Here is a 25,230-nt window from a genome sequence, read left to right on the forward strand (position 1 = left end):
TAGGAAGCAGAGGCTGCATGGGCAAGCGTGATGCTCATGACTTTTACGCCACCTCAGATATTTATTCACTATTGCTTCAGCATTACAGTGCCTATGACCTGTGGCATGACGATTTTTTCGCGTTTTGCCCGTAACTTCGCCACGGTGGCCACACTTGGCCTGCTGGTGTCCTCGCCGATTGCTTCTCAGGCGCAGAGTGATCCTATCACCACGAAGCCTTTGAAAGCTGTTACGGCGCAGCCCCAATATCTCGAAAAAGATGATCCGTGGATCTATCGTGGAACCGATATTCCGGTTGATAAGGAATGGCTGTTTGGCGAAATGCCCAATGGTGTGCGCTATGCTGTCAGGCGCAATGGTGTGCCGCCAGGGCAGGTTTCGATCCGTATTCGCATCGATGCAGGGTCATTATATGAACGTGATGATGAAAGAGGCTATGCGCATCTGATCGAACACCTGACCTTCCGTCAGTCCAAATATCTGAAATCCGGCGCGGCAATCCCGACATGGCAGCGGCTGGGGGCGACATTCGGTAGTGACACCAATGCCGAAACCTCCCCCACGCAGACCGTGTTCAAGCTCGACCTGCCCAACGCGACAGACGCTCATGTGGCGGAAAGCATGAAGCTCTTGTCGGGCATGATTCGTGAGCCAGCGCTGAGCAAAGCCAATATCGCGGCGGATCTGCCGATTGTTCTGGCCGAAAAGCGTGAGAATGAAGGCCCCAATATGCGCGCGGCCAATGCCACGCGCTCGGTTTTCTTTGCTGGCCAGCGGCTGGCGGATCGCTCCCCCATCGGAACCGTGAAAACATTGGAAGCCGCTACACCTGCCAAGATTCGTGCCTTCCATGATCGCTGGTACCGGCCTGAGAACACCGTGATTGTGGCGGTTGGCGATGCGGACCCGATGATGCTGGCCAAGTTGATTGAAGATCGTTTTGGGGATTGGAAAGTCCCCGGCAAACCGGCCGATCAACCTGACTTTGGTAAGCCTGAAGCACCTGCTGGCACCACTGGCAATGCGCCGGTTGGCAAGGTTGAGACGCTGGTGGAACCCAGCCTTCCGCGCGGCGTGACCTATGCCATTTTGCGCCCCTGGCATCAGGTGCATGACAATATCGAATATAATCGCGGGTTGTTGATGGATGCAGTCGCTCAGGCGATCATCAATCGGCGGCTGGAATCGCGCGCTCGTGCGGGTGGCAGCTTCCTGATGGCCGGGGTCGAGCAACAGAATGTCAACCGTAGCGCCGATGCCACTTTCGTTTCAGTCACGCCGCTGGGGGATGACTGGCAAGCGGCGCTCAAAGACGTTCGCGGTGTGATTGCCGATGCTCTGGCTGAGCCTCCCACACAGGAAGAAATTCAGCGCGAAGTCGATCAATATAGCGTGGTCTTCGCCAATCAGGTGGAGCAGCGTGATCTGCAGGCGGGTGCACAACTGGCCGATAGTATCGTCAATGCCGTCGATATTCGTGAAGCGGTGGCTTCACCTGAAGTAGTGCAGCAGGTTTTTACCGGAATGCTGGATCGCTTCACACCCGATGCCGTGTTCGCCGCAACCAAGCGCCTGTTTAGCGGCACGGTCACTCGTGCCTTGATGCTGACACCTGATGCCAGTGATGCCAGTTCGGGTGCCTTGCTGGCCGCGATGAAGGAAAAGGTTGTCGCAACGGGTGAAACGCGTGTGGCTGGTAAGCCGATTTCCTTTGATGATCTGCCTGCCATCGGCACGCCTGCCAAACCGGATCTTGTCGCTCCGATGGGTGTGTTTGATGTCAAGGGTGTCAAATTTCCCAATGGTGTGACCGGCATGGTCTGGCGTACCACCAATGAGCCGGGACGCGTCACTGTGCGTGTGCGGTTTGGCAGTGGTTATCGCGCCTTCACCGCTCAGGATGCGCCCTATATTGCACTGGGCAAAATGGCGCTGGTCAGTTCCGGTCTGGGCGATCTGGGTGAAGAAGAGATGGACCGGATTTCAACCGGCCGGAAGCTGGGCTTCGATTTTGATGTTGAAGATGGCACATTCAGCTTTGAAGGGCGGACCCGCCCGCAGGATGTGGCCGACCAGCTCTATCTCTTCGCGGCGAAGCTTGCCATGCCGCGTTGGGATGCCAATCCGGTGGAGCGGGCCAAGGCTGCGCTAACCATTCAATATAACAGCCTCGACACCAGTCCGGCCGGGATTATCAACCGCGATCTGGATTGGTTGCTGCACAATAAAGACCCCAGGTTTGAAACGCCTACTCCAGCAGAAATTGCCAAAACTACGCCGGAAGGTTTCCGCAAGGTGTGGGAGCCGTTGCTGAAGCAAGGCCCGGTCGAAGTATCCGTGTTTGGCGATATTGACGTCGATTCCACTATTGCCGCCATGGGCAAGACCTTTGGTGCCTTGTCACCGCGTCAACCCATCCCGGCAGCCGCAGCAACCCGCAAAACAACCTTTCCCAAGGGTAACGACAAGCCAATGGTGATTACCCATAAGGGTGAGCCCAATCAGGCTGCGGCGATTATGGCATGGCCGACGGGCGGAGGCTCGGCAGGCTTGCCGGAATCACGCAAGCTGGAAGTGTTGAGCCAGCTTTTCTCCAACCGTCTGCTTGATGCTGTGCGCGAAGGGACGGGCTCCAGCTATGCGCCTTCGGTTGGCTCTAACTGGCCGGTCGACACCGATAGCGGGGGGTATATTATGGCAATGGCGCAATTGCCGCCCGAAGCTGTCCCGGTCTTCTTCATCGAAGCGCAGAAAATTGCTGAAGACCTGGCCACCAATGGTCCGACGCCCGATGAGCTGGAGCGTGTGACCGAACCGCTCCGTCAGCTTTTGATGCGGGTTCAGACAGGTCATGCCTTTTGGCTCAATGAGCTGCAAGGCGCGACACGCGACCCTAACCGTCTCACAACTCTGAACTCGATGATGGATGATTACACCAAGGTTACACCGGCAGAGATGAAAGCCTTGGCGGCGAAATATCTGACCCGTGATGGTGGGTGGCGCTTGGCTATTATGCCAGAAAAGCAATCACAGTCAGAAAAGAAATAACAGATGTAACCTTTGCATCAGCGGACTTCAGGTCGTAGAGCCGCAGGGTTTTCAGATATGTAGTGAAGAGTTTGATAGTGGTACGGAATTGGACGCCTGAGAGTTGGAAGCAGCAGGAAGCAAAGCACCTGCCGCATTATGAAGATGCTGCGGAGCTTGCTGCGGCTGAACAGGCACTCGCAACCTTTCCCCCGCTGGTCTTTGCCGGAGAAGCGCGTGAGTTGAAGCGACAGCTTGCCGATGTGTCGGCGGGTAAGGGCTTCTTGCTGCAAGGCGGTGATTGCGCGGAAAGCTTCGCGGAATTCCACGCTAACAATATTCGCGACACCTTTCGTGTGTTGCTCCAGATGGCGGTGGTGTTGACTTTCGCCAGCAAACAACCGGTGGTGAAGGTTGGCCGCATGGCCGGCCAATTCGCCAAGCCGCGCAGTGCGCCGACTGAAGTCAAAGGCGATATGGAACTGCCGAGTTATTTCGGTGACATCATTAACGGGATTGAATTTGATCCCGCGACCCGCCGGAATGATCCGCAGCGCATGATCCGCGCTTACAGCCAGTCGGCTGCCACGCTTAATCTGCTGCGTGCATTTGCTGGCGGTGGCTATGCCAATCTGCGGCAGGTTCATCAGTGGACACTCGATTTCATGAACCGCAGCCCATGGGCGGACAAATTTTCCAATGTGGCAGACCGGATCGGTGAAGCGCTTGATTTCATGGAAGCTTGTGGTGTTGATCCGCAAACTGTCCCCCGCCTCAAGAGCACCGATTTCTTCACCAGCCATGAAGCACTGCTGCTGCCTTATGAAGAAGCGCTAACCCGTCAGGATTCGCTCACCGGCGATTGGTATGACACCAGCGCGCATATGCTCTGGATTGGGGACCGCACTCGCTTCGATGGCAGTGCGCATGTTGAGTATCTGCGCGGCGTCGGCAATCCGATCGGTATGAAATGTGGCCCTAGCCTTGAGCCTGACGCACTGCTGCGTCTACTCGATACGTTGAACCCGGGTCGTGAAGCGGGCCGGATGACGCTGATCAGCCGTTTCGGGCATGAAAAGGTCGAAGCCGGTCTTGCCCCGCTGGTGCGTGCTGTGAAGCGTGAAGGGCACCCTGTGGTGTGGAGTTGTGATCCGATGCATGGCAATGTCATCAAATCGGATAGCGGCTATAAGACCCGTCCGTTCGATCGTATTCTGGCCGAAGTAGAAGGCTTCTTCCAGGTTCACCGCGCGGAAGGCACCCATGCAGGCGGCATCCATATTGAGATGACCGGGCAGGATGTGACCGAATGCACGGGAGGCGCTGTGGCGATCACTGATGCTGGCCTTGCTGACCGTTACCACACCCATTGCGATCCTCGTCTCAATGCGGCGCAGTCGCTCGAACTGGCGTTCATGCTGGCTGAGCGGCTCAACCTTGAAGCAGAACGTCAACATAAAGACGCTGCCTGAAGATTATCTCTGCCTCAGGCCATCCACTAGGGTGGCCTGACGAGCCTGCTTGACTGAATTTGTTAATCCTTGCCTGCTAACCTTTCCCTTCAAAAGGAGAGGTCGCGTTTTCAGCATTGTCCATATTAGGAGATCCTTGATCTGGGCGTTGGCGTGGCTCGTCTGCGTGGGCGTGCCGGGCTATATCAACTTTGACCGCACTTCCCTGTTGCTGTTTTGGCCGGCAAGCGGGGTGAGCGTCGCAGCCTTCCATATAACGCCCTATCGCCATTGGATCAGCTTAACGCTGGCGATGCTTATGGCGAATATCGCTGCTATTCTTTTCTTTGAGTTCGGACTTTTTTTGTCGATTGGCTTCATTGTCGCCAATATCAGCCAGGGCTTTTTGTGCGGCGGTATGGCCAAGATCGTTCTGGACCCGGGAAGAGAAGTTCGTTCAACGGTAAGCCAGCCGATGCAGCTTTTTGCGAGCACCTTTGCCGGCACCCTTATCGCCATGATCATGACATGGCCATTCCGTGAAAACATGACTTTTGAAAATGTCACCTTCTGGGTGTTTTCGAGCATCTTGGGGATCATGGCCGTTACGCCATTGATATATCTGTTCGGAGTGAGGCCGCACGGGTGGGAAGTGGCCAGTATCAATGAACAGCGTATCAGAACAAAAGTAGAATTTATTTTTATCTTTCTTGGTTTCTACTTGCTTTCGTGGGTGGTTCTTTCGGTAGATGTGGTGCCATTGTTCTGGCTGCTCGTTGTTGCCCAGCTTTTCGTCGTTTCGCGCTATGGCATGTCCAGCGTATCAGTGATGATCTGCAGTTTCGCTGCTGCTACCTTACTGAAGGGCGAATTGGGGCAGCCTCTGGCAGGTTTGCTGACGATGGACCGTGTCCCGCTCCTTATCGTGTTACAGATATTTATTCTGTGCCTTTGTGGTTCAAGCATCCCCATGGCAGCCATGTTTCTGGCTCGGAAAAGGTTAAGTGAGCAGCTCAATGAAAAGAATGAAGCACTCAATAAATCCGTGATCATTCTTAGTCTTGCAGAGACATTGGCAGGTGTCGGGCGGTGGACTTATGATTGGCGAACCGGAGAGCAGAGCTGGTCAAACCAGATGTTTACGATGCATGGGCTCAGTCCCACGCTAGGCCCTGATCCCGGCAATATGCGCCATCTGATGGCTGGCAATGGGAATGACGTGTTCGACCAGCTCAACCGCCGGCGTGATGAGCGTGAACCTTTTCGGATCGAATACCGCATTCGCGCGCCAGATGGTGGCTTTCGCACTCTATATATGGATGCAGTCAATCAATTTGATGCCGAGGGTAATCGGGTCAGCACATTTGCTGTAACGATGGACGTGACGGAATATCGGCAGCGTGAAGAGCTGCTGGAAGCTGAGCGTGCGCGTGCGGTGGAATTGGCCGCCACGGCGCAGCATCTGGCCAATACAGATGCCCTGACCGGTCTCAGTAATCGCAGAATGGTGATCCAGATGCTGCGGGAAGGTGTGCGGGATGCCCGGCGCGGCCTGGGCAATATCGCTATTATCATCTTTGACATCGATTACTTCAAAAAGATCAACGATAGTTATGGCCATCAAATGGGTGATGATGTGCTGGTGCGTGTGGCTCAGATTGCTCAGCAGCAGGCCAGAAGCTCCGACCTTGTAGGGCGCATCGGGGGGGAAGAATTTGTCTGGTTGCTGCGCGGCGTTGACAATGCTGAGGTTGGGGCCATGGCAGAGCGCTTACGCACAGCGATTCAGGATGGCAGCAGCAAAGACGCTATGCCGCGTGTCACTGTCAGTATCGGAATTGCGTCTTATACGGATCGTGACACAGCAGAAAGTCTGTTAGCCCGTGCCGATAGAGCGCTTTACTCAGCCAAGGATAAGGGCCGCAATTGCGTCCAAAGTGCTGCTTGACCGGCACTTTTTTTCACCTTGTGCATTGAACAGGGCAGACGCAAAATTCAGGGTAAACTCCGTTTCGACCAAGCGGAATAGAGGATAAGGGGACGGATATTGGCCGAAGCGATTGCTCGCAAACACAGTCCAGCCACTCGCAATCTTGCGGAAGCATACCGCACAACCCGTCAATTAACGCTCGATCTTCTGAAGCCGCTTTCTGAAGCGGATGCGACCCTTCAATCGATAGAAGACGCATCCCCCGCCAAATGGCATCTGGCGCATACCACCTGGTTTTTTGAAACCTTCCTGCTGCGCGACCATCTCCCCGATTACCGCCTGTTTGATGAATCATGGCCCTTTCTGTTCAATTCCTATTATGAAGCGGAAGGGGAGCGGATACTGCGTGGCCGACGGGGTATGTTGTCGCGGCCTCCTGTTTCGGAAATTTGCGAATGGCGCGCGCATGTTGATCAAGCCATGGAAGCCTTGCTGGATGATACGGCCTGTCAGGATCTGATCGCGCTGGGGCTGGCGCATGAGCAGCAGCATCAGGAATTGCTGCTGACCGATATCAAACATGCGTTCTCGATGAACCCGCTAGGCCCCGCTATCTGGGACAGAGCACCGCTTGCGCCTGTTGCCCCGGCTGGGGAGATGGGCTGGCATGAGCATCCCGGCGGCATCACAGTGATCGGCCATCAGGATGATGGTTTCGCTTTCGATAATGAAGGCCCGGCCCACCGCACGTTGCTCGAACCTTTCGCACTGGCAGACCGGTTGGTCACCAATGCAGAATGGAGTGCCTTCATCGCTGACGGGGGCTATCGCAATGCGGCACTATGGCTGTCCGATGGATGGGCGTGGGTGACGTCTGAGAAGATCGATCGCCCGCTATATTGGAGGGGGGAGGAGCAGTTCACCCACTCCGGCTGGCAGGCGCGCCACCCGGATGCGCCTGTAACCCATATCTCTTATTTTGAAGCTGATGCTTATGCTACCTGGGCAGGACATCGGCTGCCAACAGAATTTGAATGGGAAGCCATTGCGCGTTCCGGCGATAATATGGCTCACGATGTTGCTGGCGGCAATCAGATGGATTGCGCTATTTCGCCGCTCCCACGAGGGGGGCATTCGCTATTCGGCGATTGTTGGCAATTCACCCGGTCAGCCTATTTGCCCTATCCGCGCTTTATCCCGGCAGAGGGAGCCGTGGGCGAGTATAATGGCAAATTCATGTCCGGTCAGGTGGTGTTGAAAGGCGCAAGTTGCGCAACGGTCAGGGGCCATTCCCGCGCCAGCTACCGAAACTTTTTCTACCCCACACAACGCTGGCAATTCACGGGCCTCAGGCTCGCCAAGGATATTTGAGACGATGGCTACTCAACAGGCAATGTCCCTTGTCGAACACGATGATGATGGTGTGGACCCGGCTTTCCGTGCAGATGTTCTGGAAGGCCTCTCGCAAGGTCAGAAAGCTATTCCCGCCCGCTGGCTCTATGATGCCGCAGGTTCGCAATTGTTTGAAGATATTACCCAGGTTGAAGAATATTACCCCACCCGGTGTGAGCGGGAAATTCTGACCAATTGTACCTCTGATCTGGCGGAGTTGATCGGGCCGGGCAGGGCAGTGGTGGAATTTGGCTCAGGCTCTTCAGTGAAGACGCCTTTGTTGCTCAACGCAATTGACCCTGCCGCTTATGTGCCGCTCGATATTGCTGGTGACTTCCTGCGTGCAGCGGCGGCCGACCTTGGCCGAAAATTCCCCGACCTGCCGATTTTTCCGCTCGAAGCAGACTTCATGAAAGCGGTTAAATTGCCGGCAGATGTGACGGCCATGCCCAAACTCGGTTTTTTCCCCGGCTCTACCATCGGTAATATGGTCGCGCGCAGTGCGGTCGATCTCTTGCGCTCCATGCGGGAAACATTGGGAAGTGATTCATGCCTGCTGATTGGGATGGACCTGATCAAAGATGCGAAGGTGCTGGAAGCGGCCTATGATGATGCGGCAGGCGTGACGGCGGAATTCAACCGCAATCTGGCACGGCGAATAAACCGCGAACTGGATGGCTCCATTCCAGTGGATATGCTGAAGCATCGGGCGATCTGGAACGACACTTTCGCCCGGATCGAAATGCATCTGGAAGCGCAAGGTGATTTACGCTTTGAAGTTTCCGGGCATGATTTCACCATGCAGGAAGGTGAAACGATCCATACGGAAAACAGTCATAAATTTGATCGTCGCAGCCAATCCACTTTGCTGCTGGCAGGCGGCTGGACACCGAAGGCCCGTTGGACGGACAGCAAGGGGCAATTTTCCTTGATTTTGGCTGATGCGACCATCGCCCGAAACGCGCCGTAAGCGGGGCGTATCGCATTCAAATGGCCGATGCTCTATAGGGGGCATATGAAAATAGCGCCTCTGTGGGATCAACTGACGCATTCCATTTCCCAACTGCCCAGCTCTACTCTTTTGATGGGTGCTTTGGCAGCTATGTTGATGGGGTTGCTGGGCACGGCACTGCTGCGCAGTGTGCCCGCATTGGGGCGGTTGCTTCGGACATTAAGCACCTTTGCCCTGATGGCTATTCTGGTGTTGGTGATCCTGCAAGTGTCGCGCATGGACCCACGGTTCGAGATTGCAGTACCGCAGATTGGCCTTCCTGAACAGGTGGTCGAAGGCGGGGAGACGCGCATACCGCTGGCACGTGATGGGCATTTCTGGCTGAATGCCGAAGTCAACGGCCAGCCCGCCCGCTTCCTGATCGACACCGGGGCAACGATCACGGCGGTTTCAGAAGGTACGGCCCGGCGTGCAGGCCTGACCCCGCGCCGGGGTGGGCTTCCGGTCCAGATGCAAACGGCCAATGGCATGATTGCAGCAGAAATGACCTCCATTGACGAGCTGCATTTCGGAAATGTCACCGCCACAGGGATCGACGCGCTGATCGCTCCCGGTTTGGGCGACACCAATGTTTTGGGGATGAACTTCCTTTCACGCCTTGGGTCATGGCGGGTGGAGAACAACGTCTTGATTATCGTGCCAAAGCCTTCGAAAAGCTCAGAAAAATCGGTTTAACCTCGTGATGAAATAGTCACGTTCGTTATGATTTTGTCACGATCGTTACGATTAATCTTGCAACCCTGCCCACCTCTTCGTTAAAGATGCCTTGTTTCGCGCCCTAATCATAAGGGGTGGTCCAAGGGAGAGATTTGATGAAGTTTCGCGAGTCTGCGGGCATTTTACGCTATGCGAGTTTTCTGGCTGCATCGAGCGCGATGGCGCTTGGGGTGGCCGCGCCGGCTTTCGCTCAGGATACAGCTTCGACGAGCGATTCTGATAAGGATAGCAGCAGTTCGAGTGCACAGCATGGTCTGAAAGAGATCGTGGTAACCGCGCAGTTCCGCGAACAGAATCTGCAGGAAACGCCGATCGCCATTACTGCGATTGATGCCGGAACGCTGGAAGCGCGTAGCCAGCAGAGCGTCGCTGATCTTGGCAATTATGCCCCGAACGTTTCATTGTCGCAGGCCAGCAGCATTCAGGGTAACGCCGTAGCGGCCTTCATTCGCGGTATTGGTCAGTCAGATGCCAGCTTCGCTCTCGAACCGGGCGTCGGTATCTATATTGATGACATCTATTATGGCACGACCTTTGGTGCTGTGATGGACCTCAACGATTTGCAGCGCGTGGAAGTGCTGCGCGGCCCACAAGGCACGCTGTCAGGCAAGAATTCCGTCGGTGGCTCGGTCAAGCTCTACACGCGTGAACCCGATGGCAATGGCGGTGGCTTCGTGGAAGCAACTTATGGCCGCTATAATCGCGTTGATCTGCGCGGCAGCGCTGACTTCACCATCACTGATGGGCTCTATGCCCGTATCTCAGGTGTCTCCAAGACATCAGATGGTTATTTCAAGCGCTATGATTATGGCTGCGTCCATCCAGAGTCCGGTTTGACGACAACGGGTAGTGGCGGCAAGGATTGTCAGATCGGTACGTCAGGTGGGCAGGACATGCAGTCTGTTCGCCTGTCCCTGCGCTATGCTCCGACCGGCTCACCGCTCAAGGTGAATCTGAATGCCGACTATTCGACCGACAATTCCGAAGTTGTGCCAACCAAGCTGATCTATGCCGATAACAGTCAGGTCCGCTCTTACGTTGCAGGCGATGCGGCGGCAGGCGTACCGTTTGATAGCCGTTTCATCACCGGGCCCAAAAGCTATTCCAGCTATGCGACCTTTATCAATGGCGGCAATTATACCACCAATTTCGGTACGCTTACGCAGGAACTTCCCGGTACTTTCGTAGCCGATCCGCATAACAAGATCGAAAGCTGGGGCGTATCGGGCAAGGCTGATCTTGAGCTGGCAGACAATCTCTCGCTCACTTCCATCACTGGCTACCGTGTGGCTGATGGCCGGAGCGGGATTGATTATGATGGCTCGCCGCTGACATTGCTTCTGTCAGAATTTGGCTATCGCCATGAACAGTTCACTCAGGAATTACGCCTGTCCGCCCAACTGGCAGACGGTTTGATCGACACGACTGTGGGCGGCTTCTATTATGATGCCACCGATACGCTGACCGGTCGCCAATATATCCCGACTTTGCTGTTCGATTTCACCAATGATGATATCGTGGATAACCGCAGCGTTTCAGGCTTTGGTCATATGGAAGTGCACCTGACCGACCGCCTCAACCTTGTCGCGGGTCTGCGCTATACGGATGACAAGAAGACCTATCATTTTAATCGTTTCAATGCAGATGGCAGCGAAATCAGCGGCATTCCGTTGACCAAGAACTTCCTGCTTGGCGGAATAAGTGGTTCGTCCGGTGAATATAAGGGAAGCCGGTGGGATTACCGCATCGGTGCCAATTATGATCTGACAGATGATGTGATGGTCTATGCTCAGGTGGCAACTGGTTATAAGGGGGGTGGCATCAACCCGCGCCCCTCGGCTCTGGATCAGATCAGGTCTTTCGGGCCGGAAACGCTGACCACTTTTGAAGCTGGCTTCAAGTCGGAATTCCTCAACCGCCGCGCTACCATGAATGGTGCGGTTTTCCTGAACAATTATAACGACATGCAGTTGGTGCAATATCAGTGCCCGGACAGTGTTGTTCTGTCCTGCTCTGCCCCGGTCAACGCAGGTGATGCGCGGATTTTCGGCTTTGAACTGGAAAGTTTTGTTGAACCTGTAGATGGGCTGCGGATCGACGGTTCAGTGGGTTATCTCGACTTCGATTATAAGAAGATCAAGAATCCCTCCACGCTTGTCACCAAGGACATGATTGCACCGTTCATTTCCAAATGGCAGCTTTCGGCTGGCATCCAATATGCCGCTGAATTTGCCAATGGCGATACGCTGACGCCGCGGCTCGACTGGTCCTACCGGTCAAGCTTCTTCTACAATTCGATCAATAATGCCTACAATAAGATCGATGGCTACAGCCTGTTCAATGCGCGTCTGACCTATGAACGGGCGGACAGCGACTGGAAGCTGAGCGCTGGCGTCACGAACCTGTTCAACAAGTTCTATTATGCCGGACTGGCTGAAAACGCTGGCGCCTATGGTGTTGTCACCGGCAACCCTGGCCGCCCACGTGAATGGTCTGTCACGGTTCGCCGCAGCTTCTGAACTTCATAAGCTGGAGAGGGGAAGGGGCGTCTGCTGCAATGCAGGCGCCCCTTTTCTTTGTGCTGCAAAAGATTACGCTTCAATTTACCATGTCGGCGGACAATTAAAGCGAAATTCAGCCCGCTGCTTGAATAATGGATTCACATTATTGCTGGAGGTGAATATGCGGAAAGTCCTGATACTCGGCTTGCTGGCCTGCTCTTTTCCTGCCCAAGCGCAGATGGGGCCTCCTGCCCCTTCAGATATTCTGGAGGATCAGCCCGATGTTCCTGCTGCCCGCGAGATTGATCTGGCGAGAGACAATATTCATGAAGGTCGCAAGGATGGCAGCCTCTCCAAATCTCAGGCGAGAAATTTGAAGAAGCACGCCGCGCGTATTGATGCTGTGGCGGAGCGCTATGCCCGCGATGGATTGTCGCAATCCGAACAGCGCGATCTGTCTTTCCAAAGCCGTGCGTTAGAGAGCCTCACCAATGCGGAGCGCTTTCAGAAAGAGCCTAAGCAACCCTGAGGCCGGCTAAGCTATCTCAGCAGCTTAGCCGAACTGAACCAGTTCGATCTCATGGCCTTCAGGGTCTTTTAGCATGGCTACCCGTGCTGAGCCCATGGCGAAGGGTTCGAGCACCACTGACGCGCCTGCATCCATGGCTGCGGCAAAGGCGCTGTCCATATCTGTCACTGTGAAGCCCACTGGCCCATGGCCATTGCCAAGCGTGATCGTGCGGCCATCCTTATAGGCGACGAGCAGCAAATTCGGGCCGGTCTCTAGCCCCGGCAGGCCCATGATATGCTCAAGAAATTCTGGCTCATCAAAGCTCATCGTCACCGCAAAGCCGAAGGCCTTGGTGTAGAATTGGAGCATGGCGTCCATATCGCTCACATTGAGCTTGAAGAAGGCAAGCTGGACGGTGGGTGCTGGCATGAATCTCTCCCTTATGGTTTGCGCCGCACATTATCGGCCAGCCACAGTTTTGGCGAGCCTATGTGTCCTGTAAGGGCGGCAAACTATTGGGGGAGAAAAATGGCTGGGGTGGCAGGATTCGAACCTGCGCATGCCGATACCAAAAACCGGTGCCTTACCGCTTGGCTACACCCCAGCACGTCTGTGGCGGCTCATATAACGCGCCCGTCACAGAAGGAAAGGGGGCTTGCCAAGGATTATGACAATTTATCGTAAATCCTTGTGCATATGCCCCCGATCAACCTCAGAAACCTTTGGAAATCCCTTCCAGCAATTCCTTGGGCAGCGTGTCAAAATCGGCAGCGGAATGGCGTTCTTCCAGCCCCTTTTGCGAATTGACCAGCTTGCCGCGTCGTGCTGCGGGGCGGGAATCGATTTCGCCAACCCAACGGCCAACATTCTCATATTCCTGCAGGCTGAGGAATTTGGCCGCCTCGCCATAGGCTTCACCGCGATAGAGATTGCCGAGCCAGGTGTAGGCAGCAATATCGGCGATGGTATAATCCTCGCCTGCCAGAAAGCGGGTTTTGGCCAGCTGTTGATCGGCCACATCGAACAGGCGCTTGGTCTCCATCGAATAGCGATCAATCGGATATTTGTAATGCACCGGAGCGTAATTGTAGAAATGGCCAAAGCCGCCACCAATCGATGGGGCTGAACCCATTTGCCACATTAGCCAGCTCAGGCATTCTGCCCGCGCCGGATTTTCCTTCGGCAGCAGATGATCGAACTTTTCTGCCAGATGCATCAGGATCGCGCCGCTTTCAAACACCCGGAACGGCGTCGGGCCGGAACGGTCTTCCAGCGCGGGAATCTTGGAATTGGGGTTAAGCTCGACAAAGCCAGAGCCAAACTGATCGCCATTGAAAATCTTAATCATCCAGGCGTCATATTCAGCGTCTGAAAAGCCTGCTTCCAGCAGCTCTTCAAACATGATCGTCACCTTCACCCCATTAGGCGTGCCGAGCGAATAGAGCTGGAAGGGATGTTCACCCACAGGGAGCGCCTTTTCCTCACGCGCGCCGGCGGTGGGACGGTTGATACCGGCGAACTGGCCGCCATTTTCCGGATCGAACGTCCAGACTGCGGGCGGGGTGTAGGTGTCATCGGCCATGTGCATATCTCCCTTGAAATGTTCAGTGTGGGAGATGGGTTATCGCGCCCCCCTGTGCAAGGGTATTTGGCCGGCCTTGCGGAACCACTGAACCCCGATCAGGGTTAAACCTTGCATGGCTACGCATCCTCCCAAACTGATCTATGTCGATGACGCTTTGCCCGGCATCAGCCGCAAGCGTGCGGGCAAGGGCTGGGCCTATTATGGCCCCAAGGGAGAGAAGATTTCCGATAAGGCCGAGATCACCCGTCTTAACGCCATCGCTCTGCCGCCAGCCTATAAGGATGCGTGGTTCTGCCCGGCGGACAATGGCCATATTCTGGCGACCGGCATGGATGACAAAGGCCGCAAGCAATATCGTTACCACCCCGATTTTCGTGCCCAGCGCGAAGGTGAGAAATTCGATTCCTGCCGCATCTTTGGCGAACTCCTGCCATTGGTGCGCAAGCGGGTGGAAGAGGATCTGGCGCTGAAGCACCCCACGCGGGAACGCGCCATCGCCAGCGTCGTGCGCCTGCTTGATCTTGGTATCGTCAGGATCGGGAATGAGACCTACGCCAAAAGCAACAAGAGCTTTGGCGCCACCACTTTGCGCCGCCGCCATGCCAAGGTGAAAGGCGCCACGCTCAGCCTCAGCTACAAGGCGAAATCCGGCAAGACCCGCAATGTCAAAGTGACCGATCGCGGGTTGGTGCGCTTTGTGAAGGCCATGCAGGATCTGCCGGGGCAGCATCTGTTCCGCTATGTCGATGAGGATGGCAAAGCCCATGATGTCGGCTCGTCCGAAGTGAACGCCTATCTGTGCGAAACGATGGGCGAACATTTCACCGCCAAAAACTTCCGCACATGGCACGCCAGCGTAATCGGGTTTGCAGAGCTTGCCACCGCTAAAGACACATTAACCCTCAAAGCCCTGATGAAACGGGTGAGCGAGCGTTTAGGCAACACCCCTGCTATTGCCCGCAAAAGCTATGTCCACCCGGCAGTGATAGAATTGGTGAGCGTGCAGGAGGAATGGCTCAAAGACCTGTCACTTCCCCGCAAGACCCGCTGGCTCTCCCGAGAAGAACGCGGCCTTATCGCACTGCTGGAAAGCAGCCCAACAGCGGCAGAACTCCTCGCGGCTTGACGGGGGTGTTCTATCGGCAGTCGGGCATCACACCTGCCAGATGTTCCAACGCCAGCACGAAAATGCCTAATATTACAGTAAATTACTGAGTTTAGCCTGTGGTGAATATGCTATATGATCGCATCAGGAGGGCACTATCATGCTTATTCCAAGCGTTGCAGTCATGATCACACTGATTCTGTGTATTCTGGCCCGCATAGCCAACACCCGTTTCCACGATGAAGCGCGGCTGCCGATGCAATGGTGGCTGACCGGCGACGTTACATGGTCCGCACCCCGGCCCATAGCTCTCGCATTTATCCCGGCTCTTGCAGCCCTGACCTTTAGCGCCATGCTCATCATATCGCAGGCCGCAGGGCTAAGCCCCGGACAGCAGCATTCGGAACTTCGTGCGATCATTGCCCTTGGGGCGGTTTTTGTGGCCGTTCAGCTTGTGCACTTCTGGCTGATCGAGAAGACCCTGCGGTGATTGAGGCATTTCATGTGTGGCAGGTGTTCATGAAATTTGAATCGACGCTACTACTGCTAGACTAAATTATTAAATCTCAAACCTTGGTGGCGTTTGCGGAGTAGATTGGTGAATTTTTTGAAAGTTTACCGGGATGAGCTTGCCAAAGAAAGCCGAGGAGAAGCTTGCCTATTTGCCAAATTGGTCAAATTATCCGATTGGATATGGCATCTGAGTTTGGCAGGTTCTGGCCTGATAATTTTTTACGGATTTTATTACGCTAAATTCGACGATTATGACGTGAGCGCAAGTATGGGTTTTATCATTTTTCCCAGTGCTCTCGTTCGGTTTGGCTTGTGTTGGAATGTTTTTCCGAGGTTTTACATATTTGATCTTCACAGATCGGTCACGCCACGATGGCTCTCGTTAGTTTCCGCAGCTGATCTTATCTTCACAAAGCCTTGAAATCGTTTAACCGATGTGGCGAGATTCTTTATCAGGCTGAAGCATCAGATCAGTCGCTGTTGCAACCTGCATAGGGCCTTCTTGAAAGCCGCTGTGCCTCAATCCCCTCCCATGCTACCCACCTTACGGAATATGCCAAGGCACATAAGGGAGACAAAGCGATGGCCGGGTTGCTGAATGGAGAATGGGTTGAGGAATTGCCGCAGCCTGATCAGAGCACCGATGGCACCTATGATCGCCCCGGCAGTGTCTTTCGCTCCACCATCTCAGCTGACCCCGACGCAGAATTTCCTGCCGAAGCAGGGCGCTATCATTTATGGGTCGCATGGTCTTGCCCATGGGCGGGGCGCACGCTGACATGGCGGGTGTTGAAAGGGCTGGAAGATATCGTCTCCGTCTCCATAGCCAAGCCTGAACGCAGCGATGAAGGCTGGGCGTATGCCGAAGGGCCGGATGGAGAGGAGGGGACGTTCAAGCTCCACCAGCTCTACACTCTCCACGACCCATCCTATACCGGCAAGGTCACGGTTCCGGTGCTGTGGGACAAAAAGACCCGCCAGATCGTCAACAATGAAAGCGCGGATATCATCCGCATTTTTAATCAGGCCTTCGATGGACTGACCGGCAACAGGCTGGACCTTTATCCTGAAGATTTGCGGCAGGAGATCGAGCGGTGGAATGACCGGCTCTATTCCGGCCTCAACAATGGCGTTTATCGTGCAGGTTTTGCCACCTCTCAAGCTGCCTATGAAGAAGCCGCCCGTGGTGTGTTCGAAACGCTTGATGCGATGGAAGCGCATCTGGTGCAGAACCGCTATCTGGCCGGCGAATATTGCACCGAAGCAGATTGGCGCGCTTTCGTTTCGCTCGTCAGGTTTGATGTGGGATATTACAGCGCGTTCAAATGCAATTTGCGGCGGATTGAAGATTATCCGGCTTTGCGAAATTACCTGCGTGAATTGTATCAATGGCCCGGCATCGCCGCGACCATCCGGCGCGATATCATCAAGGCCGATTATCATACCATTCCGATGATCCCTTCGAATGGACTGGTGCCCATTGGGCCAGAACTTGATCTATCGACGAGCCATAATCGGGAGAAATTATGCGGCAAAAGTATTCGGGAGCGCTAAGGCAGGGTTCGGCCGCCTTTGGCGCACCTTAGGTTCCTTCAGGTGCCTTTATGGTACGGTTGTGGTCCTTTTACGCTTTTGCAGAGATCAGGCTGAAACATGCTGATTTTTGGCAGTTTTGCGCGGATAAACTATTGCCAGTCTTTCACCTCTCTTTATAACAAGCGTTAATAATAAGTGGGAGAGGATGATGGCACAGCAACCCGATATTATCGTGATTGGCGGCGGAAGTGCCGGCGCAGCCTGCGCCAGCCGGCTGGCTGATGCGGGGCAAAAAGTGCTGCTGGTGGAAGCTGGAAAATCGGATAAGGATCTCCGCTCCCGCATCCCGGCCCTGATGGCGAATATCGTCCAAACCCCTGATTTTGATTGGTGTTTTCAGGCAGAGCCTGACCCATCTGTCGGCGGAAGGCCCGATGTCTGGCCTGCTGGCAAGCGGCTTGGCGGGGGCAGCGCGATCAATGGAATGATGTTCATTCGTGGCCACAAATGGGATTATGACCATTGGGCTAAACTGGGCGCAACGGGCTGGGACTATGAATCCTGCCTCCCCTACTTCCGCCGAATGGAAGACAATGAACGCGGCGCGGATCACTGGCGCGGAACAGGCGGGCCGATCGCCGTTTCGGAAATTCGTTCGAAGTATCAAATTACTGAAGAATGGGTCAAAGCGGTGGAGGAAGCGGGTTTCCCACGCTCTCAGGATTTAAATGGTGAAAAGGCAGAAGGAGTTGATTTTATTCAACTTTCGCAGCGCTCCGGGCTGCGTTGGTCTGCTGCCAGAGGCTATCTGGAAAAAGCCTCTCCCAATCTGGAAATTCTGCTGGAAACCCAGGTTGAACGGATTGAGGTGGAGAACGGTCGCGTTACTGGAGTGTCCGTCCGGCAAAATGGTGAAGCCCGAACCATCACGTCACGCTATGGGGTGGTGCTGAGTGCAGGGGCGCTCAACACCCCGCGCTTGCTGATGCTATCCGGGATCGGCCCGGCGGAGGAGTTGAAAAAGCACGGAATTTCAACCGTCTTAGACCTTCCGGGCGTGGGGGAGAACCTTCAGGAACATCCGGCGACCCATCTTGTCAATTCGGTCAATTCCCGCACTTTGAATGATGACGCCAAGGGCTTGGCAGGCATCAAGCAAGTGATGAAAATGGCCCTTAAGCGCTCCGGTGCATTGACCACCGGAATTGGCCACGCACAGGCTTTCATCCGCAGCAGAGAAGGGCTGGAAGCGCCCAATATCCAGCTCGCATTTTCGGCCTTTGCCTTTGATATTACGGACAAAGGGAACTTGGCATTGCGCAGTGAAAGCTCTGTTTCAACGCTAGTCGGCTTGATGCGGCCATCTTCCAGGGGGCGGGTTACTCTTCGTTCTGGAAACCCGGAAACAGCTCCCAAAATTTCTCACATGCTTTTGGGCAATGAAGATGATGTGATGCAATTGGTCGAAGGGCTTCAAATAGCGCGCAAAATCATGGGGCAACCCGCGATTTCCGGCGATGTCACAGCAGAAGTTCGCCCGAATGAAGAGCTGGAAAGCAGGGAGGCGCTGTCCCATTATGTCAGAGCTGCAACGATTCCGATGTATCACCCGGTTGGCACTGCGAAGATGGGCGCGAAGAGCGATCCGATGGCGGTCGTTGACGCTGATTTGAAACTCCATGGCATCGAAGGCCTATGGGTTGCTGACGCTTCGGTCATGCCGACACTTCCGGCAGGCAATACCAATGCCACTGCGATCATGATTGGTGACAAGGGTAGCGATCATGTGTTGAAAGCGATCACCGAGAAGGCTTCAGCCATGGCAGCTTGATCTGATTTGAACAGCTTTTCAGCATGGTTTCCAGTGCGTTTGCACATGGTTCTCCATAGCTTATCCACAGGCTTACCCTCTTGCGAAACAGCCCGGTCGCACATCGCGCCGGGCTGCTTTGTTTGAGCGGATTAAAGCTCGATCAATCGATATGTTTCACCCATCCATGGGTGTCTTCCACCGTGCCGCGCTGAATACCAACCAGCTTTTCGCGCAGCTTGGTGGTGAGTTGTCCGGGGCCGCCTGAGCCGATGGTGAATTCCCCATCATGGCTGGCAACACGGCCTACCGCAGTTACCACGGCAGCAGTTCCGCAAGCGAAGGTTTCTACCAGTTTCCCACTGTTTGCATCATCACGCCACTGGTCGAGGCTGTAGCGTTCTTCGCGAACGGTCAGGCCTTCTTCCTGTGCCAGAGTGATAATGCTGTTGCGGGTAATGCCGGGCAGAATTGTGCCGCCGAGTGGCGGGGTGATGATTGTGCCGTCATCCATCACGAAGAACAGGTTCATGCCGCCCAATTCTTCGATCCACTTGTGTTCAGCGGCGTCAAGGAACACCACCTGATCGTGGCCGCGCTCAATCGCTTCTGCCTGAGGGACGAGGCTGGCCGCATAATTGCCACCGCATTTCGCTGCACCCGTGCCACCCGGCGCGGCGCGGGTATAATCGCTGCTGACCCAGATCGACACGGCGGGCGCGCCTGATTTGAAGTAATTGCCCGCCGGGCTCGCGATGACCAGAAACTTGTACTGCTTGGCTGGGCGCACGCCGAGGAACGGTTCAGAGGCAAACATAAAGGGGCGCAGATAAAGCGATCCACCTTCAACGCTGGGAAACCAGTCCTTATCCGCCTTGACCAGTTCAAGGCAGGCGTTGATGAACATGTCTTCCGGCATTTCAGGCATAGCCAGACGCTCGGCAGACCGATTGAAGCGGCGGGCATTTTCTTCAGGGCGGAACAGAGCCATGCTGCCATCGCTTAACCGATAGGCTTTCAACCCTTCGAAAATTTCCTGCGCATAATGCAGCACGGCCGTCGCCGGATCGAGCGCGATCGGTTCGCGCGGGCCAATCCGGCCATCATGCCAGCCGATGCCAGCATCCCATTCGATCATCACCATATGATCGGAAAAGAGCGTTCCAAAGCCCGGATTGGCCAATGCCTGATCGCGTGTGTCACTAGGGACGGGGGCGGGATGGGGCAAACTGGCAAAAGTGAAATTCGAATCGGCGGCGCTCGCCATGGGCATATCCTCAAAGCTAATTCAGCTCGCCTGAACGAATATATCGTTTCAAGCAAGAAAAATGAAATAAACGGCAAGTAGCGCATTCGCCGTGCCGCGATGCTCTATGAATAGCGGGTGAGTGGGGTGAGAGGCAAATGTTCGCTGCTCGCCGTAATGGCTGCTGGCGCTCAGGCGAGAGTTGAATGGGATATTATGCAGATATGGGAAAGGCCGCCCCCGGCCCGTAGCGGGAAACGGCCTTTCGCATGGTCAGCGGCCGGAAGTGCCGCCCACAAAGCCTTTATCGTCTCAGTTAAAGGGGACGATAATGCCTTGTGCGGAAACTAACCGACCTCCCTGCTGAACCATGAGACATCGGATCACCTCCTTTCGCGCTAATATGCCAAAACCTGCCGTTTCACCGGAGGCCAAGGCCGCGTTCACCGCTAGCCCTGATTAGGAATGTCTTCCTTTCGCGTGATGAAGACAAGGCTTGTATTATTGTTTTTTCCCGTCAGAATCATTCGCTTCCGGCTTAGCGCGTCAAACTTGGTAAAACATCTTAGATGCGCTTCGGAACACATCCTGAATTGCGTGAAATGCCTTAGCGGCAGTCCTCAATAATGCGGGTAACTTCAGGCCATGCGGGAACATAGAGCGTGTTCGCGCCGCTCACCTTTATTGCAAAACGCCCTTTGCTAAAGGCCATTGCATCGAGAAACCGGTCGTTTGCAGGAAGTTTTGCCGCGACACCGTCGCCAGAATAGCTCGTCGGGAAAGTGCGGTTGGCGGTTTCAGTCAATACCTGCATCTCAGCCTTGCGGCTTGTCCGGGCGATACGGATCAGGCTGACAATGCCTACGCCTTTATCGCATCGCATCGCAAAAACAGGGCGTGCCGGCGTTTCGCCAAAGCGCGCTTCGCTGGTTGTGCCGGAGTTTTGATAGGACCAATCGCCCGGTGTCTGCGGGGCATCCATCCAATTGTCATACGTTGGTTGCGGTTTGGGCGTAGGGGCCGGAGCAGGGGCTGGTGTGGGCGCAGCCGGGGTGGGGGCTGGCGGCGTCACTTGCGGAACGCAGGCGCCCAGCATCATGAGTGGCAGGGCGAGCGGGAGCATGAAGCGGATGTTGCGTTTGGTCATAAGTCCTGTCTTTGCCGGTTCGCGAGCGCTGGCTCAAGCTGGGATTCAACGCTATGCGCAATGGATGGCCAAACAACGTCTCGATCAACTGCTTGTGTCCCGGGGATTAGTCGAAAGCCGCTCACGCGCTCAGGCGCTGGTGATGGCGGGGCTCGTCTATATTGGGGAGAATAAGGCGCAAAAGCCCGGTCAACAGCTGGCTGAGGATGTCGTGCTTGATGTCCGGGGCCGGGATCACCCGTGGGTTTCACGCGGCGGAATCAAACTGGCTCACGCGATAAAGGAGTTTGGGTTGGATCCGAGCGGGGTGATTGCGATGGATGTGGGCAGCTCAACAGGTGGTTTTACCGATGTTCTGCTCCAAAATGGCGCGGATCATGTCTTTGCGGTGGATTCGGGGACCAATCAACTCGCTTGGAAATTGCGTCAGGACGAGCGGGTGACGGTGCTCGAACAGACCAGTGCGCGCATTTTGACTGAGCAGCAGATCAACCGCCCTTGCAATTGGGTGGTGTGCGATGCGAGCTTCATTTCATTGGCTAAAGTGCTGGAGGTGCCGCTCAAGCTGGCGGCGAGGACGTGCCAGTTGGTTGCACTCATTAAGCCGCAATTTGAAGTCGGGCGCGCTGAGGTCGGGAAGGGTGGCGTAGTGCGCGATCCCGTGCTTCATGAAAGAGTGTGTGAAGAGGTGCGCGAATGGCTGGAAAGCCTTGGAGGTTGGAACATCCAGGGGATCACGAAAAGCCCGATCACCGGCCCGGAAGGAAATGTTGAATTTTTGATCTCGGCCTTGCGTTCCTGATTATTGCGCCCGGCGTGTATGGTCGGAATGGGGCGGGTTGATCCGAATTGGAACGGGATTGGCGGTAGTGTGAGTTGCGCGTGCCTATGAGGCCAGACAATATGCTGACGAATCATGTTTACCGCAGGGGTTGAAGAGCATCACCATGAATCGTCTTGCATCACCAGCACAACTTCGAGCGAGCTTTATTCGCTGGGCCTTATTCACTGTTCCGGCGGTGGTTCTGGCCGGGTTCCTGTCCGGGCGATCTGCCGGGAGCGGACCGGGTAATCCCTGGTTTGATGCATTGACGAAGCCTGCGACTTTCCCGCCGCCTGTTACCTTCGGGATTGTCTGGACGATCCTTTATATAATGATTGGCCTTTCTCTGGCACTGATCTGTTCGTCTAAAGGTGCGCGGTGGCGCGGGATAACTGTTGCGGTGTTTCTGGTCCAGCTCGCGCTCAATCTTGCATGGTCCCCAACCTTCTTTGCAGCGCATGAAATCACCTCTGCACTGATTGTGATTGTGCTGCTTGATATTGCCTTGCTGCTCACGATTGTGCTGGCACTCAAGGTTCGCCGCTGGGCTGGGCTGCTGCTGCTACCCTATCTGGCGTGGGTGCTTTTTGCGACAGTGTTGAATTACCAATTTCTGTCTCTCAACCCCCATGCGGATGGGGCTGAAGCGTTCAAGGCGGTGCAACGGATCGAATTGCAGCCATAGAAATGAGCGGGGGCGTAATTATGCCCCGGCTGCTTGTAAGATGCGCAAGGGGTCTTGCCCGAAGCCTAACAAAGGACCACATGAGAGATATGCAGAGCCAGAATCCTCGTATCGCCGATTTCGTGAAACTCGCCAACAGTGCAGCGGGCACCTTTGCCGGTATGACCCGTGAAGCGCGCGACACGGCGCGTGAACGCCTGAAAGAGACTTTCGGCGGTTTCGACTATGTTTCCCGCGAAGAATTTGACGCGGTGAAGGAGATGGCAGCCAAGGCTCGCGAAGAGAATGAAAAGCTCTCTGAACGGCTCGCAGCGCTCGAAGCGAATCTTAACGCAGCAGGCTGATACGCTTTCATCAATGGATTTACCGGACAGGAAGCAGAACGATCTGCTTCCTGTTTTGATTTGTAGCCGATGCTTGAGAATTGTGCTGCATGGCTATGCGATAGGATGTGCAAATAGCCTCTCTCATATCGCAATAATTCCCATGATGCTTGCTCTGACGAAGTGCAGAGGCCACATCGTGTGACTTCATGCATATACGTGTCCCAGCCATCATTATCGCTACACGCGCCCACGGTGAAACAGCCGCGATTGGCCGCTTTCTCACCGAGGATTTTGGTGTCGTGGCTGCCTATGTCGCGGGGGCAAGAGGGCGAAACCTGCGCCCGGTGATGATCCCCGGCAATAGCGTGGATCTTCAACTCAGTGCGAAATCGGCAAGCCAGCTTCCTTTTGGCAAGCCAGAACTGACTGAAAGCCGTGGCCCCTGGCTGGTAGAGCCTTTGCCCGCTGCTGCGATTGGCTGGATATGTGCATTGAGCGCCACAGCCTTGCCGGAACGCCAGCCCTATCCGCCGCTTTATTCTGCATTGGATGGGCTCTTGTCTGCGATTTGCCATGCACCCTCAGCACGTGGCTGGGCCGGTGCCTTGGTGGGCTATGAATCGCTTGTGTTGCGTGAATTGGGTTATGGCGAAGCTTATCGTCCGCAGAGTGAGGAGATGCCGGAAATTCTCAGTGCCATGGACCGGCTGGGGCCGGTTTTGGAACACTACCTCCTTGCCGACAGGCACGGCGATGTTATGGCAGCGCGAACTCGGTTGAGAGAACGTCTGGAAAGAATGGTTTGAGCATGAAGATTGCGATTTTGGCTGGTGACGGCATTGGTCCTGAGATCATGGGTGAAGCGCGCAAGGTGATGGATGCGCTCAATCTGCCCGATTGCACGATCATGGAAGGCGATGTCGGCGGCGCGGGTTACAAAAAGCATGGCCACCCGCTGCCACCTGAAACGCTGGAAATGGCCAAAGCTGCTGACGCCATTTTGTTTGGTGCCGTGGGCGATCCTGACTGCGATAATTTGGAACGTCACCTTCGCCCTGAACAGGCCATTTTGGGCCTGCGTTCTGCGCTCGGCCTGTTTGCCAACCTTCGCCCGGCCACCATGTTTCCAGGGCTGGAAGATCTTTCTGCCCTTCGCCCGGAAGTCGCGCGTGAAATAGATCTGCTGATCGTGCGTGAACTCAATGGTGATGTGTATTTCGGTGAAAAGGCCATCCGCACTTTGGAAGATGGCCGCCGTCAGGGCTATGACTTCATGTCTTATGCCGAAGATGAAGTGCGCCGCATTTCACATGCTGGTTTCAAAGCTGCACAGGGGCGCCGCAAGAAATTGTGCAGCGTTGATAAAGCCAATGTGCTCGAAACCAGCCAACTCTGGCGCGATGTGGTGATCGAGGTTTCCAGCGAATATCCTGATGTCGAACTCAGCCATATGTATGTGGACAATGCTGCCATGCAATTGGTGCGCAATCCCGGCCAGTTTGATGTGATTGTGACAGGCAATCTGTTCGGTGACATTCTTTCGGATCAGGCGAGCATGTGTGTGGGATCTATCGGTCTTCTGGCCTCGGCTTCACTGGGGGAAGATCAGACCGAATTTGGCACTAAAGGCCTGTATGAGCCGATCCATGGCAGTGCGCCGGATATCGCCGGGCAGGGCAAGGCTAATCCTATGGCAACCATTCTCAGTCTTGCCATGATGCTACGCCATTCTTTTGGCCGCGATGCGGATGCAGATCGGATTGAAGCGGCTGTCGCTAAAGCGCTTGAACAGGGTGTCAAAGGCGCTGACCTTGGTGGTTCTTCTGGTACATCAGCCATTGGTGATGCGGTGATTGCTAACCTCTGAACAAGAAATTCCGGCATAGCGCTCTTGCTGCACTGGGGAGCTATGC

21 protein-coding genes and 1 tRNA gene are annotated in these 25,230 nt (G+C 55.1%); 17 read left to right on the top strand and 5 right to left on the bottom strand.

Annotated features, from left to right (window positions below; translation table 11 throughout):
- The first annotated feature begins 105 nt into the window (after window positions 1–105).
- The 8 genes from GRI39_RS12030 to GRI39_RS12065 all read left to right on the top strand — a co-directional run bounded on the left by GRI39_RS12030 (window position 106) and on the right by GRI39_RS12065 (window position 12,559).
- Window positions 106–3,048 carry a M16 family metallopeptidase gene (locus GRI39_RS12030; protein WP_160739960.1) on the top strand — a complete coding sequence of 981 codons (2,943 nt, stop codon included), beginning with the start codon at window positions 106–108 and terminating at the stop codon, window positions 3,046–3,048.
- 77 nt (window positions 3,049–3,125) lie between these two features.
- The gene (locus GRI39_RS12035; protein ID WP_160739961.1) at window positions 3,126–4,499 is read left to right on the top strand and encodes a class II 3-deoxy-7-phosphoheptulonate synthase; all 1,374 of its coding nucleotides are present in this window, start codon (window positions 3,126–3,128) and stop codon (window positions 4,497–4,499) included.
- Between the two features lie 136 nt (window positions 4,500–4,635).
- Entirely contained in the window at window positions 4,636–6,426 is a 1,791-nt protein-coding gene (locus GRI39_RS12040; protein ID WP_160739962.1) for a sensor domain-containing diguanylate cyclase, read from the top strand.
- 99 nt (window positions 6,427–6,525) lie between these two features.
- Complete coding sequence (gene egtB, locus GRI39_RS12045; protein ID WP_160739963.1) at window positions 6,526–7,779, top strand: ergothioneine biosynthesis protein EgtB; 1,254 nt, start codon at window positions 6,526–6,528, stop codon at window positions 7,777–7,779.
- Between the two features lie 4 nt (window positions 7,780–7,783).
- On the top strand, window positions 7,784–8,770 hold the full coding sequence (egtD, locus tag GRI39_RS12050; protein WP_160739964.1) for an L-histidine N(alpha)-methyltransferase: 987 nt from the start codon (window positions 7,784–7,786) through the stop codon (window positions 8,768–8,770).
- Between the two features lie 45 nt (window positions 8,771–8,815).
- Window positions 8,816–9,487, top strand: a complete 672-nt coding sequence (locus GRI39_RS12055) for a retropepsin-like aspartic protease family protein (protein WP_160739965.1) — start codon at window positions 8,816–8,818, stop codon at window positions 9,485–9,487.
- Between the two features lie 137 nt (window positions 9,488–9,624).
- The gene (locus GRI39_RS12060; RefSeq protein ID WP_160739966.1) at window positions 9,625–12,048 is read left to right on the top strand and encodes a TonB-dependent receptor; all 2,424 of its coding nucleotides are present in this window, start codon (window positions 9,625–9,627) and stop codon (window positions 12,046–12,048) included.
- 163 nt (window positions 12,049–12,211) lie between these two features.
- The gene (locus tag GRI39_RS12065; protein ID WP_160739967.1) at window positions 12,212–12,559 is read left to right on the top strand and encodes a hypothetical protein; all 348 of its coding nucleotides are present in this window, start codon (window positions 12,212–12,214) and stop codon (window positions 12,557–12,559) included.
- 24 nt (window positions 12,560–12,583) lie between these two features.
- On the opposite strand, the gene GRI39_RS12070 is transcribed toward GRI39_RS12065, so the two are convergent.
- The 3 genes from GRI39_RS12070 to yghU all read right to left on the bottom strand — a co-directional run bounded on the left by GRI39_RS12070 (window position 12,584) and on the right by yghU (window position 14,123).
- Window positions 12,584–12,970 carry a VOC family protein gene (locus tag GRI39_RS12070; RefSeq protein WP_160739968.1) on the bottom strand — a complete coding sequence of 129 codons (387 nt, stop codon included), beginning with the start codon at window positions 12,968–12,970 and terminating at the stop codon, window positions 12,584–12,586.
- Window positions 12,971–13,070: 100 nt separating this feature from the next.
- Window positions 13,071–13,145 (bottom strand) — tRNA-Gln (locus GRI39_RS12075).
- Window positions 13,146–13,253: 108 nt separating this feature from the next.
- Complete coding sequence (yghU, locus tag GRI39_RS12080) at window positions 13,254–14,123, bottom strand: glutathione-dependent disulfide-bond oxidoreductase (RefSeq protein ID WP_160739969.1); 870 nt, start codon at window positions 14,121–14,123, stop codon at window positions 13,254–13,256.
- Window positions 14,124–14,238: 115 nt separating this feature from the next.
- Here yghU and GRI39_RS12085 point away from each other — a divergent pair, with 115 nt between their 5' ends.
- From GRI39_RS12085 to GRI39_RS12100, 4 genes are all read left to right on the top strand, one after another.
- A complete protein-coding gene (locus GRI39_RS12085) occupies window positions 14,239–15,252 on the top strand; it encodes a DNA topoisomerase IB (protein ID WP_160739970.1) in 1,014 nt (337 codons plus the stop codon).
- A gap of 163 nt (window positions 15,253–15,415) precedes the next feature.
- Complete coding sequence (locus GRI39_RS12090; protein ID WP_160739971.1) at window positions 15,416–15,721, top strand: hypothetical protein; 306 nt, start codon at window positions 15,416–15,418, stop codon at window positions 15,719–15,721.
- Between the two features lie 605 nt (window positions 15,722–16,326).
- A complete protein-coding gene (locus GRI39_RS12095; protein ID WP_160739972.1) occupies window positions 16,327–17,298 on the top strand; it encodes a glutathione S-transferase family protein in 972 nt (323 codons plus the stop codon).
- A gap of 187 nt (window positions 17,299–17,485) precedes the next feature.
- Complete coding sequence (locus GRI39_RS12100) at window positions 17,486–19,111, top strand: GMC family oxidoreductase (RefSeq protein ID WP_160739973.1); 1,626 nt, start codon at window positions 17,486–17,488, stop codon at window positions 19,109–19,111.
- Window positions 19,112–19,253: 142 nt separating this feature from the next.
- Here the strand turns inward: GRI39_RS12100 and GRI39_RS12105 are convergent, their stop codons facing one another.
- Together GRI39_RS12105 and GRI39_RS12110 are read right to left on the bottom strand one after the other, a co-directional pair.
- Window positions 19,254–20,357, bottom strand: a complete 1,104-nt coding sequence (locus tag GRI39_RS12105; protein WP_160739974.1) for a branched-chain amino acid aminotransferase — start codon at window positions 20,355–20,357, stop codon at window positions 19,254–19,256.
- 586 nt (window positions 20,358–20,943) lie between these two features.
- Window positions 20,944–21,483, bottom strand: a complete 540-nt coding sequence (locus GRI39_RS12110; RefSeq protein ID WP_160739975.1) for a hypothetical protein — start codon at window positions 21,481–21,483, stop codon at window positions 20,944–20,946.
- A gap of 64 nt (window positions 21,484–21,547) precedes the next feature.
- Here GRI39_RS12110 and GRI39_RS12115 point away from each other — a divergent pair, with 64 nt between their 5' ends.
- The 5 genes from GRI39_RS12115 to leuB all read left to right on the top strand — a co-directional run bounded on the left by GRI39_RS12115 (window position 21,548) and on the right by leuB (window position 25,184).
- Window positions 21,548–22,285 carry a TlyA family RNA methyltransferase gene (locus GRI39_RS12115; protein WP_160739976.1) on the top strand — a complete coding sequence of 246 codons (738 nt, stop codon included), beginning with the start codon at window positions 21,548–21,550 and terminating at the stop codon, window positions 22,283–22,285.
- Window positions 22,286–22,430: 145 nt separating this feature from the next.
- Window positions 22,431–22,991, top strand: a complete 561-nt coding sequence (locus GRI39_RS12120) for a TspO/MBR family protein (protein WP_160739977.1) — start codon at window positions 22,431–22,433, stop codon at window positions 22,989–22,991.
- Between the two features lie 89 nt (window positions 22,992–23,080).
- Entirely contained in the window at window positions 23,081–23,335 is a 255-nt protein-coding gene (locus GRI39_RS12125) for an accessory factor UbiK family protein (protein WP_160740017.1), read from the top strand.
- A gap of 188 nt (window positions 23,336–23,523) precedes the next feature.
- Window positions 23,524–24,123, top strand: coding sequence for a DNA repair protein RecO (gene recO / locus GRI39_RS12130; protein ID WP_160739978.1), 600 nt, complete (start codon window positions 23,524–23,526; stop codon window positions 24,121–24,123).
- A 2-nt stretch (window positions 24,124–24,125) separates the two neighbouring features.
- Window positions 24,126–25,184, top strand: coding sequence for a 3-isopropylmalate dehydrogenase (gene leuB, locus GRI39_RS12135; RefSeq protein WP_160739979.1), 1,059 nt, complete (start codon window positions 24,126–24,128; stop codon window positions 25,182–25,184).
- The last annotated feature ends 46 nt before the right edge of the window (window positions 25,185–25,230 follow it).

Origin of the sequence: Altericroceibacterium indicum, from assembly GCF_009828105.1 — a bacterium.
Lineage (GTDB): Bacteria > Pseudomonadota > Alphaproteobacteria > Sphingomonadales > Sphingomonadaceae > Altericroceibacterium > Altericroceibacterium indicum.